The sequence below is a fragment of the Streptomyces sp. NPDC051020 genome, assembly GCF_040683105.1.
Classification (GTDB): Bacteria; Actinomycetota; Actinomycetes; order Streptomycetales; family Streptomycetaceae; genus Streptomyces.
This window is the reverse complement of record NZ_JBFBCG010000002.1, coordinates 211,969-228,161: the sequence shown is the minus strand read 5'-3', so window position 1 is coordinate 228,161 and position 16,193 is coordinate 211,969. Positions and strand designations below refer to the sequence as shown.

Annotated in this window: 15 protein-coding genes and 1 pseudogene; 11 read left to right on the top strand and 5 right to left on the bottom strand. The window is 69.4% G+C overall.

What is annotated here, in order from left to right:
* Positions 1-25: 25 nt before the first annotated feature.
* Positions 26-985, top strand: coding sequence for a YafY family protein (locus AB0N06_RS02220; RefSeq protein WP_366132873.1), 960 nt, complete (start codon positions 26-28; stop codon positions 983-985).
* Between the two features lie 439 nt (positions 986-1,424).
* On the top strand, positions 1,425-1,640 hold the full coding sequence (locus AB0N06_RS02215) for an I78 family peptidase inhibitor (RefSeq protein ID WP_366132872.1): 216 nt from the start codon (positions 1,425-1,427) through the stop codon (positions 1,638-1,640).
* Positions 1,641-1,734: 94 nt separating this feature from the next.
* Here the strand turns inward: AB0N06_RS02215 and AB0N06_RS02210 are convergent, their stop codons facing one another.
* Positions 1,735-2,766, bottom strand: coding sequence for a phosphatase PAP2 family protein (locus tag AB0N06_RS02210; RefSeq protein ID WP_366132871.1), 1,032 nt, complete (start codon positions 2,764-2,766; stop codon positions 1,735-1,737).
* Between the two features lie 465 nt (positions 2,767-3,231).
* Between AB0N06_RS02210 and AB0N06_RS02205 the strand changes: the two genes are divergently transcribed.
* Together AB0N06_RS02205 and AB0N06_RS02200 are read left to right on the top strand one after the other, a co-directional pair.
* Positions 3,232-4,956 carry an MFS transporter gene (locus tag AB0N06_RS02205; protein ID WP_366132870.1) on the top strand — a complete coding sequence of 575 codons (1,725 nt, stop codon included), beginning with the start codon at positions 3,232-3,234 and terminating at the stop codon, positions 4,954-4,956.
* A 73-nt stretch (positions 4,957-5,029) separates the two neighbouring features.
* Entirely contained in the window at positions 5,030-6,253 is a 1,224-nt protein-coding gene (locus AB0N06_RS02200; protein WP_366132868.1) for an acyl-CoA dehydrogenase family protein, read from the top strand.
* A 39-nt stretch (positions 6,254-6,292) separates the two neighbouring features.
* Here the strand turns inward: AB0N06_RS02200 and sepF are convergent, their stop codons facing one another.
* On the bottom strand, positions 6,293-6,733 hold the full coding sequence (gene sepF / locus AB0N06_RS02195) for a cell division protein SepF (protein ID WP_366132867.1): 441 nt from the start codon (positions 6,731-6,733) through the stop codon (positions 6,293-6,295).
* Between the two features lie 307 nt (positions 6,734-7,040).
* On the opposite strand from sepF, the gene AB0N06_RS02190 reads away from it, so the two are divergent.
* Positions 7,041-8,258: a DUF5685 family protein gene (locus tag AB0N06_RS02190; RefSeq protein ID WP_366132866.1), complete on the top strand. Its 1,218-nt coding sequence runs from the start codon at positions 7,041-7,043 to the stop codon at positions 8,256-8,258.
* A gap of 176 nt (positions 8,259-8,434) precedes the next feature.
* Here AB0N06_RS02190 and AB0N06_RS02185 read toward each other — a convergent pair whose 3' ends face one another.
* Both AB0N06_RS02185 and AB0N06_RS02180 read right to left on the bottom strand, forming a co-directional pair.
* On the bottom strand, positions 8,435-9,700 hold the full coding sequence (locus AB0N06_RS02185; RefSeq protein WP_366132865.1) for an alpha/beta hydrolase: 1,266 nt from the start codon (positions 9,698-9,700) through the stop codon (positions 8,435-8,437).
* 74 nt (positions 9,701-9,774) lie between these two features.
* Positions 9,775-10,470 (bottom strand): response regulator transcription factor, encoded by a 696-nt coding sequence (locus tag AB0N06_RS02180; RefSeq protein WP_366132915.1) that lies wholly within the window; start codon positions 10,468-10,470, stop codon positions 9,775-9,777.
* Between the two features lie 878 nt (positions 10,471-11,348).
* Between AB0N06_RS02180 and AB0N06_RS02175 the strand changes: the two genes are divergently transcribed.
* From AB0N06_RS02175 to AB0N06_RS02160, 4 genes and pseudogenes are all read left to right on the top strand, one after another.
* Positions 11,349-11,474, top strand: a complete 126-nt coding sequence (locus AB0N06_RS02175) for a hypothetical protein (RefSeq protein ID WP_366132864.1) — start codon at positions 11,349-11,351, stop codon at positions 11,472-11,474.
* 161 nt (positions 11,475-11,635) lie between these two features.
* Positions 11,636-11,839, top strand: a pseudogene (locus AB0N06_RS02170) (hypothetical protein); the annotation flags it as partial.
* Between the two features lie 130 nt (positions 11,840-11,969).
* The gene (locus tag AB0N06_RS02165) at positions 11,970-12,869 is read left to right on the top strand and encodes a S1 family peptidase (RefSeq protein WP_366132863.1); all 900 of its coding nucleotides are present in this window, start codon (positions 11,970-11,972) and stop codon (positions 12,867-12,869) included.
* 189 nt (positions 12,870-13,058) lie between these two features.
* Positions 13,059-13,538 carry a hypothetical protein gene (locus tag AB0N06_RS02160; protein ID WP_366132862.1) on the top strand — a complete coding sequence of 160 codons (480 nt, stop codon included), beginning with the start codon at positions 13,059-13,061 and terminating at the stop codon, positions 13,536-13,538.
* A 26-nt stretch (positions 13,539-13,564) separates the two neighbouring features.
* On the opposite strand, the gene AB0N06_RS02155 is transcribed toward AB0N06_RS02160, so the two are convergent.
* Positions 13,565-14,464 carry a DUF4231 domain-containing protein gene (locus AB0N06_RS02155; protein WP_366132914.1) on the bottom strand — a complete coding sequence of 300 codons (900 nt, stop codon included), beginning with the start codon at positions 14,462-14,464 and terminating at the stop codon, positions 13,565-13,567.
* A 350-nt stretch (positions 14,465-14,814) separates the two neighbouring features.
* Here AB0N06_RS02155 and AB0N06_RS02150 point away from each other — a divergent pair, with 350 nt between their 5' ends.
* Both AB0N06_RS02150 and fxsA read left to right on the top strand, forming a co-directional pair.
* Positions 14,815-15,525 (top strand): hypothetical protein, encoded by a 711-nt coding sequence (locus AB0N06_RS02150; protein ID WP_366132861.1) that lies wholly within the window; start codon positions 14,815-14,817, stop codon positions 15,523-15,525.
* Positions 15,526-16,001: 476 nt separating this feature from the next.
* Positions 16,002-16,166 (top strand): FxSxx-COOH cyclophane-containing RiPP peptide, encoded by a 165-nt coding sequence (fxsA, locus tag AB0N06_RS02145; protein WP_366132860.1) that lies wholly within the window; start codon positions 16,002-16,004, stop codon positions 16,164-16,166.
* The last annotated feature ends 27 nt before the right edge of the window (positions 16,167-16,193 follow it).

Genomic DNA, 16,193 nt, shown 5'->3' with positions numbered 1-16,193 from the left:
CCTCGACCGCTGGCAGACTCGCCCCATGTTGGAGACCTCGGCACGACTGCTGCGCCTGCTCTCACTACTTCAGGCCCACCGCGACTGGTCCGGAGCCGATCTCGCCGAACGGCTCGGCGTCACCCCACGGACCGTCCGGCGGGACGTCGACAAACTGCGCGAGCTCGGCTATCCGGTCAACGCCAGCCCCGGCACCGGCGGCGGCTATCAGCTCGGCGCGGGGGCGGAGCTGCCGCCGTTGCTCCTCGACGACGAGGAAGCGGTCGCGGTGGCGGTCGGGCTGCGTACCGCGGCCGGTCACGGCGTCGAGGGCATCGGGGAGACCTCCGTGCGCGCACTCGCCAAACTCGAGCAGGTCCTGCCGAACCGGCTCCGCCGCCGGGTCGGCGCCCTGAGCGCCTTCACCGTGCCCATGATGCGGGGACCCGGCGCCTCCACCGTCGACCCTGGCGTCCTCACCGAGCTGGCCGGGGCCTGCCGGGACAGCGAGCGGCTGCGCTTCGCGTACCGGTCCCACGGCGGTTCTCTGTCGCGCCGGGCCGTCGAACCGCACCGGCTGGTGTGCACCGAGCGCCGCTGGTACCTCGTCGCCTGGGACCTGGAGCGCGGGGACTGGCGTACCTTCCGGGCGGACCGGATCACCCCCACGCCGCCGCACGGTCCCCGCTTCGTTCCGCGCCGCCCGCCCGCAGAGGACCTGGCCGCCTATGTCTCGAAGGGCGTCTCCACCACTGCCTACGCAACGCATGGGGTGATCCGGCTGAAGGTGCCGGTCGAGCTGGCCGCCGAGCGCATCTCGCCGTCCTCCGGAGTGCTGGAGGCGATCGACGCGGACAGTTGCCTGCTGCGCACCGGTGCGGCGAGCCTCGACGCCCTGGTGATCCACGTGATGCTCATGGGCTTCGACTTCGAGGTCGTCGAACCGCAGGAGCTCACCGATGCGATCAGGGCGGCCCGGGACCGGCTCTCCCGGGCACTCGACTGAAGGGGCCCGCGGACTTTCGGCCGACCGCTCGCCCGGTGTGCCCGGCCGGTGAGGGAGGGCTTGTGTCCGGCTATACGGGCGGATGCGGGCGTCGGTCCCGGTCGGATGGTGTGGATATCCCGACCGGAAGATAAGGCTGCTATAAGGAAGCATGAATTCTCGGTAGCGGGTCCGTTTTCGAATTCCTTATGGGAAGGAAATTCCGACCATCGGGTAGGTCATATTTCCTCTGATTTTCCGAGCCGTTCGGTGATCGTTTATAAGTGTGAATGATTACTGTGCGTCGGCCTGAGAATCGTACGTTCGAGTGAAGCAGTGTGAGGGAAACGGCTGTCGTGATCCTGTGACACAAGCGTGACCGGTGGTGTACGTGAGGATGCCGTGCCGGGGGCCCGCGCCCGGCTTCCGTACCCGTCCGGGGCCGCCTACGGTGGGTGGCATGGCACCTATCCCGACCCCTCCCGCCCAGCCCGATGACACGCCCGACGCGTATGTCGGCCTCGCCGCAGAAGCCGCCGAGCGGAGGGCCCGCGCCCGCGGCTGGCGCACTGTCAGAGCTCTGCCGCCGGGGGCGATCATCACCATGGAGTACCTGGCCGGACGGATCAACTTCGAGGTCGACCACGCCGTGGTGACCCGCTGCTGGGTCGGCTGAGACTCCTGTTCATGAGCAAGGCCCCGACCGAGGTCGGGGCCTTGAGTGTGCGGGGGCGGCTGTGCGTACCGTTCCCGCATGGGGATGCGGTCCGTCAGCCGCCGGCCACCGGTCGGGCCGGGCTTGTGCCGCCTCGCGGCGTTCGGTCCGCGTGCGGTGGGCGCCGGCTGCCGGCCGGGGTGACCGGCGTCCGCTCCGAGCGCACCGTGTGTGGCGTGTGGGCCCGCTGCCGGGTCCCCGCCGCCAGAGCGGCAGGAGCCGAGGCGGCCGGGCGACCGCCTGTGGCGACCGGTTCGAGCACCGGGCTCTCGCCCGCGCTGCCACCGCTGTCCGGTTGCGGTAGTGGCACGCCCTGGGACGCACCGGCCGCGACGGGCACCGGGGGAGCGGTCCGGCGACGCGCACGCACCTGCTCGCGCACCGCGAAGATCCATTCCTCGGTACGGGTGATCAACGGCTCGACCCACGGCAGGCCCAGCAGGATCAGCAGCCCCGCGGCCCAGCCGAGCAGCACATCGCTCAGCCAGTGCGTACCGAGATAGACGGTCGTGAGCCCGACCCCGAGCGAGACCACGGCCGATACGGCCGACAGGTAGCGTCTGGCCCGCGGCGTAGTGGCCAGGTAGGCGAGGATTCCCCAGGTCACCACGGCGTTGGCGGTGTGGCCGGACGGAAATATATCGCCGCCGGCGAAGAGCTCCGCGGAGCCGATCTGGGTCGCGTAGTGCGGGCCGAGCCGGCCCAGGCCGAGCTTGACGGCGCCCACGGTCAGATTGAGCAGCAGCAGCGAGGCGCCCAGGGTCAGCAGGGGCCGCAGGGTGTGCTGCCGCCAGGAGCGCCAGCCGAGCCAGCAGGCGACCATCACGGCTGTCGGGCCTCGCTGGCCGAGGACGACGTAGTAGTCGAGGAACGCATGGATTCCGGGCCACTGCTGGTAGGGCCGGAAGAGCATGACCTTCCAGTCCAGGGTCACCAGCCAGGAGCCCATCAGCACGGCAACGACGATGGCGAGATAGAACGCCAACGTTCCGCCGAAGAGAGCGATGCGGTGACGGCTCATCCGCGGTGGCTCTATCTTCGGCGGTTCCGGCTCCCGGTCCAGCCGGGCAAAGATGTCGGTACGCACCCAATCGACGTTACAGCGAGTGAGTGCGTGATCCGGCCGTCCCGGCCGCTTTGTGATGACGATGTGATGTGGACTATGTCTCAGTCGGGTCAATATTCCTGACCCATCAGTGAACCCCGGTGACCTCGCGCTTTATTTATTCTGCGCTTATTTCGGAAGAGTGTTTGAGTATCTCTCAATAAACGGGGAGCGGTGCAGGTATCCATTTCTCCGGCCGCGATGGGCGGGTGGACGGACGGTGCCCGGCCGGTCACGGAACGGTCACGCGCCGTCGGCGGGGCCGGTCCGGCGTGGCGTACGCCACACCTCGTGACCTGTCGGGGTATGAGATCGACCACGTGTGGCCACGCCGATCTCGCGTACGCTGACGGATCACTCGCCCGTCGATGCCGGGCCTGGAGGGGCAGTGCACACTGCCTCCCCGGTTGGCCTGCCGAGCGCGAGGGACCTTTGGGAGGTACATGCATGTCCGGGACGACCACAGCCCGATTCCGGCTGCGCGCAGCCGCCGGCGGCGCCAATCGATGGGTCGTCCTGGTCGTCCTCTGCTTCAGTCTGCTGCTTGTGGCGCTCGACGCGACGGTGCTCCACGTCGCCATACCCGCCGTCACCGAGGATCTGCGGCCCAGCGCCGCCGGTCTGCTGTGGATCGTGGATGCCTATCCACTGGTCTGCGCCTCGCTGCTGATTCTCTTCGGCACCCTCGGTGACCGGGTCGGCCGCCGCCGCGTCCTGCTGATCGGCTACGCGCTCTTCGGTGCCGCCTCCGCGATCGCCGCGATGGCGGACAGTCCCGGCGTGCTCATAGCGGCGCGCGCCCTGCTGGGCGTCGGCGGCGCGATGATCATGCCCGCGACGCTGTCCATCCTCCGCCAGGTTTTCCCCGACCGGCGAGAGCGGGCCGTCGCGATCGGGGTATGGACCGCGGTCGCCGCCGTCGGTGCGGCCACCGGACCGGTCATCGGCGGCTTCCTCGTGGAGCACTTCTGGTGGGGCTCGGTCTTTCTGATCAACATCCCGCTGATGGCGCTGATGCTGCCGGTCGGCCGGCTGCTGCTCCCCGAATCGCGGGGCAGCGACGACGGCCCCTGGGACGTGCTCGGCGCACTGATGGCCGCGGCCGGAGTGCTCGGTGTGGTCCTCGGCGTGAAGCACGCGGGCACCGGCGAGGGCGCCTTCGGCCCCGCCACCCTCGTGCCGCTGCTGCTCGGGGCGGCGCTGCTCGTCGCGTTCGTCCGTCGGCAGAAACGGCGTACGCATCCACTGATCGACATCGCGATGTTCGCGCGGCCCGCGTTCTCCACCGCGGTCGGCTGCATCGTCCTCGCCATGCTGGCCCTGGTCGGTCTGGAACTGATCGCCGTCCAGTACCTGCAGCTGGTCCTGGACCTCAGCCCGCTGGAGACCGGCCTGCGGCTGCTGCCGCTCACCTTCGCCGCGATGGCCGCGGGTGCGACCGGCTCGTACACCCTGCGCCGGATCGGACCGCGCCGGATGGTCGGCTGGGGCTTCGTGCTCACCGCCGCCTCGGTGCTGATCCTGACCCTGATGGGGCAGCACGACCGGCCCGCCCTGCTGACCGTGGCGTTCGTCGTGCTCGGCTTCGGGCTCCAGTCCACGCTCTTCGGGGCGTACGAATCGATGCTCAGCGAGGCCCCGGCGGACCGGGCGGGTGGTGCGGCGGCCATCGGTGAGACCTCGTACCAGCTGGGTGCGGGCATGGGGATCGCTCTGCTGGGCAGTGTCATGAACGCCGCCTACGCGCCCGGACTGGCCAAGCTCTCCGGAGCGGGAGTCCCCGCTGAGGCCTCCGCCGCCGCCTCCCACTCCCTGGGCGAGGCGTATCAGGTCGCCTCACAGCTGGGCGGCCCGCTGGGCGGGGTGCTGCGGAGCACGGCCCGGCATGCCTTCATCGACGGGCTGCATGTCACGCTGCTGGTCAGTGCCGGTCTGCTGCTGCTGGGCGCGCTCGCCGCGCTGCGACTGCCGCGGGTGATGGAGTGCACGCCGGTGGAGATCTGCGAGCCCCGCGAGGCCGCCGAGGCGACCGCCGCCGTGGAGACGCGAGGGCCCCGTGCGTTCCCTGCTCCCCAGGGCGTGCCGGTCCAGGGCCTGCCGAAAGGGACCCGTTCGGTGCCTGCCCAACGGCAACCCGCCGAGGCCACCGGCTCTGGACGCGCGGCACACTGAGCCGTAACGTCAGCACGACGCCGTAACTAACACTGCTAGTTTTAGCACCGTGCGAGCCGACGGAGGCACCCTCATGTCCACCCCATCTCCCGCGAAGCCGTCGAAGCTCCCGCCCTTCGACCCCGGCGACCCGATCGGCATCGACGATCTGCTCGGCCCCGAGGACCTCGCGATCCGGTCCACCGTCCGCGCCTGGGCGGCCGACCGGATCCTGCCGCATATTGCCGAGTGGTACGAGAACGGCGAGCTGCCCGGCATCCGCGAGCTCGCCCGCGAGCTCGGTTCGATCGGCGCCCTCGGCATGTCCCTGCAGGGATACGGCTGCGCGGGCGCCACCGCCGTCCAGTACGGACTGGCCTGCCTGGAGCTCGAAGCAGCGGACTCCGGGATCCGCTCCCTCGTCTCCGTGCAGGGCTCTCTCGCGATGTACGCCATCCATCGCTTCGGCTCCGAGGAGCAGAAGCAGCAGTGGCTGCCGGGCATGGCAGCCGGCGAGATCATCGGCTGCTTCGGGCTCACCGAGCCGGACCACGGCTCCGACCCGGCCGGGATGCGGACGCATGCCAAGCGCGACGGCCGGGGAGACTGGGTGCTCAGCGGCCGCAAGATGTGGATCACCAACGGCTCGGTGGCCGGGGTCGCCGTCGTCTGGGCGCAGACGGACGAGGGCAGCAACGGCAGCGGCATCCGCGGATTCGTCGTGCCGACGGACACCCCCGGCTTCTCCGCGCCCGAGATCAAGCACAAGTGGTCGCTGCGTGCCTCGGTCACCAGCGAGCTGGTCCTCGACGAGGTACGGCTGCCTGCCGACGCCGTACTCCCCGGAGTCACCGGCCTGCGCGGACCGCTCAGCTGTCTCAGCCATGCCCGCTACGGCATCGTCTGGGGAGCCATGGGCGCGGCGCGGGCCAGTTTCGAGGCAGCGGTCGACTACGCGAAGACCCGGGAACAGTTCGGCAAGCCGATCGGTGGTTTCCAGCTCACTCAGGCCAAGCTCGCGGACATGGCTGTCGAACTGCACAAGGGCATCCTGCTCGCCCACCATCTGGGCCGCCGGCTGGACGCGGGCAGGCTCCGCCCGGAACAGGTCAGTTTCGGAAAGCTCAACAATGTGCGGGAGGCCATCGAGATCTGCCGCACCTCGCGCACGATCCTCGGCGCCAACGGGATCTCGCTCGAATACCCGGTGATGCGGCATGCCACGAATCTGGAGTCGGTGCTCACGTACGAGGGCACCGTGGAAATGCACCAGCTGGTGCTGGGCAAGGCACTCACCGGTCTGGACGCATTCCGGTAGAACGGGACGCCGGCCGGACCGATCCGGCGAGCGCCCTGCTCAGCTCTGGTTGAAGAAGCCGTCGGCCGGCCGGCCGACGGCTTCGCCGTTGAGCACCCGGGTGTCGGCCGGGGTCAGCAGGAAGACCCGGGTGGCCACGCGGTCGATCGAACCGCGCAGACCGAAGATCAGCCCCGCGGCGAAGTCCACGACACGCTTTGCGTCGGCAGGGTCCATGGCCGTGAGGTTGATGATCACCGGGACGCCGTCCCGGAAGAGCTCGCCGATGGCGCGCGCGTCCCGGAAGCTGTCCGGGGTGACGGTGGCGATCCGGCGGCCCGTCTCCTCGGTCGCCTCGGAGACCACCTGTACCCGTGGGTCGGTCACCCAGGCATTGCCGGTCCCGGTCCGTGCACCCTCGGCGTACTCGTCGTCGTAATAACGCTCGTCGTTGTCCTCTACGAGGCCCAGCCAGGCACTCGCCTTGCGCACCGATCCCATGGACGCCTCCTCTCACCGCGGTTCCTTGGTGTTCCGCATCTCTTTCGTATCCCTATGGTCGACCATGATGCGGATCGTGCGCCAAGTGGATAGTCGGCATGCAGACGATTCGTGACGCTACTGGTGCAAAAGATGTGGCGATTCGTCACGGTTCCTCCCGCATGGGGCCCCTGGGAAAAGAAAATATGATGCGCCGCTCCGTACGGGTGACATGGGGGACGTACGGGTGAACGGGGCACTCGATACGATGCCTGTCGCGCACCCGCACGAGCGCTGCGCATGGCTGAACGGCTCTCGGGGGATTGTCGTGTTCGGAATAGTCAGGCCCTGCACCCACCGGTTGTCGGAGGGGCTCAAGACCGCGTGGATGGCCCATCTCTGCGGGCTCTGTCTCGCACTTCGCTCGGACCACGGCCAGTTCGCCCGGGTCGTCACGAACTACGACGGCCTGATCGTCTCGGTCCTGACGGAGGCTCAGGCGGAGCGCACCACGGGCCGGTGGCGCACCGCGGGTCCCTGCCCGCTGCGCGCCATGCGGACCGCGCCGGTCGCCCGCGGCGAAGGGGCCAGGCTCGCCGCCGCCGTCTCGCTGGTGCTGGCCTCGGCGAAGGTGCGGGACCACGTCGCCGACCGGGACGGGCTGTTGAAGCGCCGCCCGGTCGCCGCGGCCGCCCGCCGGGTCGCCGCGGGCTGGGACAGGGCCGGGGCGCGCACCGGTGCTCAGCTGGGCTTCGACACCGCGGTCCTCGTCGACGCCGTCGACCGGCAGACCGGCATCGAGCGACTCGCGGGGCTCGGCACCCCGCTGCTGACGGTCACCGAGCCCACCGAGACGGCCACCGCGGCGGCCTTCGCCCACACCGCCGTACTCGCGGGCAAGCCGCAGAACGCCGAGCCGCTCGCCGAGGCCGGCCGGCTCTTCGGGCGGCTGGCCCATCTGCTGGATGCCGTGGAGGACCAGGAAGCTGACGCGGCGTCGGGCGCCTGGAACCCGCTCACCGCCACTGGTACCTCGCGCGCCGAGGCCCGGCGGCTGTGCGACGACGCGCTGCGCGGCGTGCGGTTGGCGCTGCGCGACGCCGAATTCACCGACGACAAGCTGGCGCATGTGCTGCTCGTGCATGAACTGCGCCGATCGGTGGACCGCGCGTTCGCCACGGAGACGTGCTCCCACCAGGCGGATGCGCACCGGGCCGGTGGACACGGCGTCACCGGGTCCTTCGGGGCGCCGCCCGGCAATCCGTACGCACCGAACACCCCCGGCAGTCCGTTCGGCCCGCCGTCGCCCCCGCCGGAACCGCCGCGCGACCGGCGCGGGCTGATCATGGGCTGCCTGGTGTGGGCAGGACTCGCCTGCACCTGCCAGATGTGCTGCGGGACCTTCGAGGACCCGTGGAGCCGTCAGCGCCGCGAGGGGCTGTGTAGCCAGTGCGACTGCTGCGATGCCTGCGACTGCTGCAGCAACTGCGGTGACTGCTGCAGCAACTGCGACTGCTGCGACTGCGACTGCGGGTGCGACTGCTGAGCCGTGCTTCGGACGCGGCTCAGCAGCCCCGGGGTCATGTGAACGCACCGCACTGACCAGCCGGTTCGACCTCATCCGTGGCCCAGCACCCCGATGAGCTGCGGAACCCGGGAGTGACGGTCTGTTCCTCCGCACGGAGGGGGCCCCGATGCGAACTTGATCTGCAAGCGGCGGGTTCAGTCGGTGCCCACCGGCAGCGGTTCACCCAGGAGGAAGGCTCGCAGCAACGCGGTGTAGAGGCGTGGCTGCCCGCGTGAGATGGAGTGACCGGCTCCCTTGACGGTCACGAACGTGGAGTCCGGGAGGGTGCGCCGGTACTCAGCGGTCACGACGGGTTTGATGAAGTCGCATTCCCCTCGCATGATCAGAGAGGGGACGTGCGCGGTGCGCAGACCAGGCCGAGGGTCGGGGAGCTGCTCGAAGTCCTTGCGGGTCATCTGGTTGCTGTAGAAGCCCTGGGGATTGTTGTGCGCCTCGGTGGGCGGCGCGCCCGTGCACGAGGTGCTGTCCTTTCCCTGCAGGGCGACTTCGTGCAGCCAGTGGTCGACCTCGCGGTCGCCGACCAGCGCATGCGCGGCGCCGGGGTTGACCTGAAGCAGCAGGCTCGCCGCGAGCAGCCGGGGTGTGCTGTTCAGCCGGTCGAGCCGTGCCTTTTGAGCGGGGGCGAGCCGGTTCCAGGGTTCCCCGGCGGTGGAGCCGGGGTATTCGCGACCCCACAGCGCGCCTGGCGAGGTGAACACTGCTTTGGCCACGTGCTTGCTGTGGGCCGCCAGGTACTGGGCGGCAAGTGACCCTCCCCATGACTGGCCGACGAGGATGATCCGGTCAGCGCCGAGCGTGCGCCGGATTGCTTCGAGATCGGCAATCTGGCGGGCGACGGTGTACCCGGTGATGTCCCGCAGTCTGGTGGACCGGCCGGCGCCGAGCTGGTCGTAGGAGTAGACGTCGAAGCCGTCCGCCGCGAGTTCACGGCCGCCGGTGGGGATGCCCTCGCCGGGCGTGCCCGGCCCGCCGTGCAGGAAGATCACCGGTGTCGGCCTGGCCTTACCGGCGGCGGAGGCGTGGACATAGGCGATGCGCGATCCAGTCGGCAGATTCCAGAATGTGACGCCAGGTGGGGCGGGGGCTGTCGTGGTGGTGGGCATCGGACGGAAAATGGTGACACTGGCGAGGACAGCGACGGCCACGGTCAGGCCGATCGCGAGGAACGCGGCTGCCCGCCGGCCAGGGCGGCGTTCGAGGCCGAGCAGGGCGAACGCCGCGCGGCCCAGCAGCCCGCCGGCCAGAGCGCCGGAGGCGAGAGCGGCGAGGGCCAGGGCCGGCACGCTCGCGGTGACGAACGCTGTGGCGAGGAAACCGGCCGTGGCGACGACAGGGGCCAGTGGTATCGCCAGGAGCAGAAGGGCACCGCCGGTGATACGGCGGGGAAGGGTGTGTGACATGCCTTCGAGGCTAGGGAGACGGCGCGGGCAATCCGTCCAGCTCCGGGACGGTCTGGCAGCATGCGCCGACCGCCCTACGGCGGGGTGACACCCCCGCCCCGCGGCGGGGGTGTCAGACGGCTGCCGGGGCGGATCAGACCCGTCTCATATGCGGCGATCGTCGCCTGCACCCGGTCGCGCACACCGAGCTTGCCGAGGAGGACGGAGACGTGGTCCTTCACGGTGGGCGGGCTCACCCCCAGCACTGCCGCGATTTCCGAATTGGACAGCCCACGCGCGACCTGCCGGAGTACCTCGGTCTCGCGCGGAGTGAGCCGGTCGAGCCGTGCCGTGTCGAGTGGGCCGGGCGCGTCGGTGAACCGGTCGATCAGTCTGCGGGTCACCGCCGGATCCAGCAGCGCGGCGCCCCCGTAGATCACCCGCACCGCGTCGATGACCCGCTCCGGTTCGGCGTCCTTGAGCAGGAAACCGGCGGCTCCGGCGCGCAGTGCGGCGAACAGATACTCGTCGAGATCGAAGGTGGTGAGCACCAGTACACGGGTTGCAGGGTTCCGTTCGGTGATCCTTGCGGTCGCCGCGAGGCCCCCGATTCCCGGCATCCGGATGTCCATCAACGCGACGTCCGGCCGCGACGACAGAGCGAGTTCGACCGCCGTGTCGCCGTCTGTGGCCTGCCCGACAACGCATAGGTCGGGTTCTGCGTCGAGAATCGCCGCGATCCCGGCCCGTACGACGGCCTGGTCGTCCGCGACGGTCACTCTGATCACCATGGGAAGACCTCCGGCAGCGTCCGCAATGGCGCGCAGCTGCCGCTCCACCCCCGGAACGGCGGGTGCTGGACCGGAGACCTCTACCCCGTCGTGGACTCTGCGCACGGTGAGAGTCACGCCCACGGCCATGAGCGTGGAGGCGATCCGGTATGCGAAGACCTCCACGACAGCGGGCAGCGGACGGCGCGGGCCGATGTATTGGACAGCGCCGCCGTACCGCCTGGCCAGTGCGGCGATCCCGGAAGTAGTAGGGGGCGGGGCGTCTTCCCCGTCCCTCCCGTCACTCACGTCGTTGCTGTCCCGTCCGCGTAGCCCGGACAGCAGCCCCCGCAGAGCGCTGAGACCAGCACGGGCTTCCTCCTGTACAGTCCGCAGGTTCCCCGCCTCGGCTGCAGCGACCACCGCCTGCGCGTGCCGAGAACCTGGCCCCGCTGCCGGCCTCGGGTGCCGCGCCGACGGCCACGCAGTGCGCCGAGAGCGTCCGGACCAACGGCACCTACACCACGGAGGTCAAGCCAGGCGACCGGTTCTGCCTGCTGACAGGCAAGGGTCGTACGGCCTATCTCCGCGTCCTCACTGCGCCGGTCCAGGGCACGGGACGTCTGGAGATCACCGTCTGGGACACGCCTGCCGCCTGACCCCCGGGGTACTGCGGCAGCATGGACACCATGCCGAACCGACTGGCCCAATCCCCTCGTCGACGCTGAGAGATCAGGCCGCGGTCGGCCAGGGCCTGGGCAAGGCTCGCCTTCCTGGAGCCGGTGATCCCGAAGAGGAGGATGGCGGTCGGCTCCCCCACCAGGACGAGAAGGGCCCGGTCGGACTCGACCACTACCAGGTCAGGCACCCGACCTTGGCACCGGCACATTACGCTGGCCGTGCTCGCCCTGACCTTCCTGAGCACCCTCGGCCCCGACGCGGCCTCAGAACGGCCCGCCGATGCACACCACCTCGCCCGCAGCCGCGAACCGATCACGCTGATTCTCCGGGTCGTCGACCGTTAACGGGGGCATGAGGTTCTCCGGGTCGTCGACCGTGAACAGGCAGTCGGGCAGCGCGAAAGCACACGTCACGGCAGCGCGGCCAGGTCGGGGCGAAGGACGAGCGGATGGCGTTCGGAACATCGAGGGCGAGTTCACCGTCCCGCGCTCCCCGCAGGGCCACCCCGCATCTCACGCCGGGCGGCCTCGACGACTTCGTCGACCGGGTGGTCCCGCTCCTCCAAGAACTCGGAGCTTTCCGCTCCGAATGCACCGGTTCCACTCTGCGGTCGCATGTCGGGCCGGCCGAGCCGGTGTGGAAAGGTAGGCCGGCCCTTCCTCCGAGATCAGGCCAAAGGGCGCTCTTGCGCGAGGAGTTGACACCTTGAATACTCCCGAGCAGCGCTTGTCAGGAGCACGTCGCATCCCGAACGGACACGCGGCCGCGCCCCCGACTGCGCCTCACGGGTCCGACCACCCCACTGGCGGACCCCCGTTTCCCCTCGGGAGGAATGACAAGTGAGGAACAAGCGCACCACCCCCCTCAGTGCCACAGCAAGACGCAGCCGGATCGTCGCGGTCGCCGCGGGCCTGGTGGCCGTCGCCGCAATCGCCGTCCCCAGCGCCCACGCCAACTCCACCACGACATTCAGCGCCGACCAGCTCTCCGCCGCCAGTGATGCGGTGCTCGGCGCCGACATCGGCGGTACCGCCTGGAACATAGATCCGGCGACCAAGACCCTCGTCGTCACTGCCGACAGCACGGTCACCCAGGCCGAGATCAAGCAGATCAAGAAGTCCGCCGGCGCCAACGCGGGCGCTCTGCGCATCGAGCGCACATCCGGCACCTTCAGCAAGCTGCTCTCCGGCGGCGACGCCATCTACGCCCCCGGCTGGCGCTGCTCCCTCGGCTTCAACGTCCGCAGCGGCAGCACCTACTACTTCCTGACCGCCGGTCACTGCACCGACGGCAACCCACCCTGGTACACGAACTCGTCGAACTCGACGTACATCGGCCCGACGGTCGGATCCAGCTTCCCGACCAATGACTACGGCCTGGTGCGGTACGACAACGCCTCCGTCGCCCACGCGGGCACCGTCGGCAGCCAGGACATCACCAGCGCGGCCAACGCGACGGTAGGCATGTCAGTCACCCGTCGCGGCTCCACCACCGGCATCCACAGCGGATCCGTCACCGGTCTCAACGCCACGGTCAACTACGGCGGTGGAGACATCGTCTACGGCATGATCAAGACGAATGTCTGTGCGGAGCCAGGCGATTCCGGCGGTCCGCTCTACTCCGGCACCAAGGCGATCGGGCTCACGTCGGGCGGCAGCGGCAACTGCAGCTCCGGCGGTACGACGTACTTCCAGCCGGTCACCGAGGCGCTCAGCGCATACGGCGTCAGCGTCTACTGACGCACCGGCGCCCGATCGCACACATGACGGAGCCCTCGCCCGAATTCCGGGCGGGGGCTCCCGCACACCCCGCGGCTTTTGAGAGGATGTGGGACAGGTCGGTCGCGCAGGAACAACGGGGGCGGATGCTGTGCCTCCCGGAGGGATGTCCTCCGGGAACCCCCGGAGACACTCCAGGGGGTTCAGTCCGTGAAACGCATCGGAGTGACCGGCCATCGCAGCATTCCCGAGGAGGCGCACGTCCATGTGCTGGCCGGGATCCGGGCGGCGCTCTGCGAGCTCGACGGCTCCCTGGAAGCCCTCTCCAGCCTGGCCGTGGGAGCGGATCAGCTCTTCGCCGATCTGGCACTCGCCCACGGGGCCGAACTGACCGTCGTCATCCCCAGCGGGGACTACGAGACATCGTTCGCCGCCGGCGCCGAACTGGCCCGCTACCGGAGACTCAAGGACCGGGCGGCCCGGGAGGTGCTGCTGGACTTCCCGCACTCCACCGACGAGGCGTACTACGCGGCGGGTGCCTATATCGCCGATCACTGCGACCGGCTGCTCGCGGTGTGGGACGGCCGGCCGGCCCGCGGCTTCGGCGGCACGGGCGACATCGTGACGTACGCGCGGACGCTCGGCCGCCCGGTCACGGTGATCTGGCGCGACGGGGTCGAGCGCACCTGATCCGACGTCACCTCACCGGCCTCGTCTCACATGCGGTGCCGGGCCAGCCAGTCGGTGTGTTCGGGGGAGACGATCCGCTCGGTCTCGAAGACCGCGACCGGCCACTGCCGTTCGGTCAGGCTGGTCTCCATGGCGGCCTGCATCGACTCCAGGTCCTTCTCGACCAGCGAGTGCGCGGATATCAGCGGGTGATGGCGGCGCATCTCGTTCCAGGCGAGGCAGGCGGCCGCTGCCGCCGAGAGCGCCCCCGTCAGGGCGAAGGACCGGGCGGCTCCGAACGTCTGGAGCAGGCTGAGCGTCAGCGCCGGCGTGGTCAGTGCGGCGATGGCGCTCGACCAGACGAGCGCGCCGCGCCGCGAAACCTGCTGGCGCCTGCGGTACCAGCGCCGCTGTTCGATCAGCCGGTCCCGTACGTAGGTTTCCTTGCGCACCGTGAACGCCCTGCTCCGTAGCTCCCGCATGGAGTCCGTGATGAGCCCGCTGCCGGCATCGTTCATCTCGTCCCGGGGGTCCACCCAGCCGACCTTTCTGAGCTCCTGCAGACCCTCTTCGAGCCGGTTGGCGAACACCGCTTCCGGGTGCTGGGTACCGGTGTCGAACGGGGAGCCGTGGACGGCGTAGCGCCAGCACATCGACTTGATGAACTCGGCGGCGGAGCGGTTCAGTTGCCAATGCGACTTTGCCTTGCGCCGGGAAGCGGCATACGTCGTGACCAGAACCCCGAGGTAGGCCAACGCACCGACCGCGTCAAGGAGTTGAAATGAGCCACTGATCCCGCCGTGCCAGGGCAGGGCCGCCGGTACGGCACCCGCCACCAGCAGGATCAGCTGGCCACGGGTCGTATTGACCGCCTCCCGCTGGCGTGCGATGGCGATGGCGTCCGTGTGGTGGAAGAGCGCCGGGAGGTCCTCGCTCCTGAAGACCATGGACTGAAGCGGTCCGGGAATCGCCGTCATGTTCACCCCGTCTGCAGTTTTGGACATGCTCGTTCAGCCAGGCAGATGGCCCGTCCGGTCCGGCCGAAGGTCTGGAAGGCCCCTGCGCGGTGCCCGGGGCGCACGCGTGCGTGGGCGGAGGCCGACCGGGTGCACGAGAGTAAGGTCGCCCGCCCGGACACTGCAATGGTGCCCTGGATGCGGGCTGCTTCCGCGGATCCGGATCCGGTCGCTCTCGTGCTATCCGAAAAGCTGTGGCATGGTTGGTCAACTTACTTTTGTTTGCAGGCGAGTTACCGCATCGGGTGAGTCGGGGCTCGCCTCTCGCCGGGGGAGCGAACGTGCGGGAAACGAACGAGGACGACGTTGAGTCGCCGGCCGGTGCCCAACGAAGGATCCGGCGGAGCCCACTGCTGTTCACCACACCCCTCGTACTGCTCGCACTGCTCACCGCGATCCTTCTCTGGGAAGTGATCCGGTCCAACATCGCAGCTGAGGCGCAGACCGAATGGCCGTGGCGCCTGCACCTGCTCGACATGGACGCCCTGGGCAGTCTGCTGGCCGTTGCCGGTGGCGCGGTTTTGGCCAGGGCGCAGTACGCCCGCACGGTGCGTCCGTACCTGGGCTGGCGCGGATCCTGGCAGAAGGGGCATCTGAGGGAGGACGCGTCCGCGTGGCGCGTCGGTGTGCTCAACGGTGGGCAGCACCTTGCCGTGATCGAGTCCTGGGACTGCCGCCTGGTCCTGACCGGGCAGGTCGACTCCGGCGGCGCGCGGTGGGTCGATCTCGACGAGGCTGTGACCGAACTGGCAGCTGCCGGGCTCGTCGTCGCGCAGGACTTCCAGATCATCCGCTTCGGGGCGGGCTTCCCCCTGGCGGGCACCGGGGGATACGAGACGATGCTGGTGGGCGCTTTCTCGAAGCGATTCGTCCGTGACGTCGAGGCGCTGTACCTGCGGTTCAGGGTCACCGATGTCGTCGGTGACACCCACGAGCGCGTCCTGAACTGCATGAAGGGGGCGAGGACGGATCTCAACGCCCCGCTCGAATGAGAGGCTCGGCAGGACCCGCCCGTCCTCTCGACGGAGGCAGCCGAGGGGAGGCGTTCGCGGACGGAACCGGCAGAACATGGCGCCGGGCGGGTGAACGGAGTGGAAGTGAACACGCGGCATCGCGCATCTGTCCTGAAGTCAAATCCACGTACCTTTCGCCGAAATCGGGGTGGCGCATCACCCGGCCTTGGTGCAGGGGCACCCCGCCGGCCCGCGCACAGGCCGGCGGAGGGGAGAGTCCGACCTTCCGGAACTGGCTCGTGTCATCCGCTCCTGCCTGCGCTTTCTCTCCTCACTCCGACGGAGGAATGTCGAGTCGCGTGCCGTCTGGCGTAATGCTGTGCGGCAGCTGCGTTTCGTGCGACGTCAGCATTTGCCAAGCGCTGTCAGCGGAGTAAAGTCGTGCCGCCGGATACTGCATTTGTGCAGTAGCCGGAAGCGTTTCAGTGTCCGGAACAATCCCATCAAGGACGGCCGTGAAGACCAACGAATCCACCTCATCCTTCGCCAATGCGAAGAGCCGTGTGCCGCTCGCTGAGATCGACATCCGTGGCGCCGAAGCCACCAGGAAGCTCGATCGGGTATTCAGCACGTCGACCGGCCGTTCCACCAAGGCGTCAACCTTCAGCTCGGCTCTCTGAGTCGCGCCGTAAGGTGGCTAGACTGAC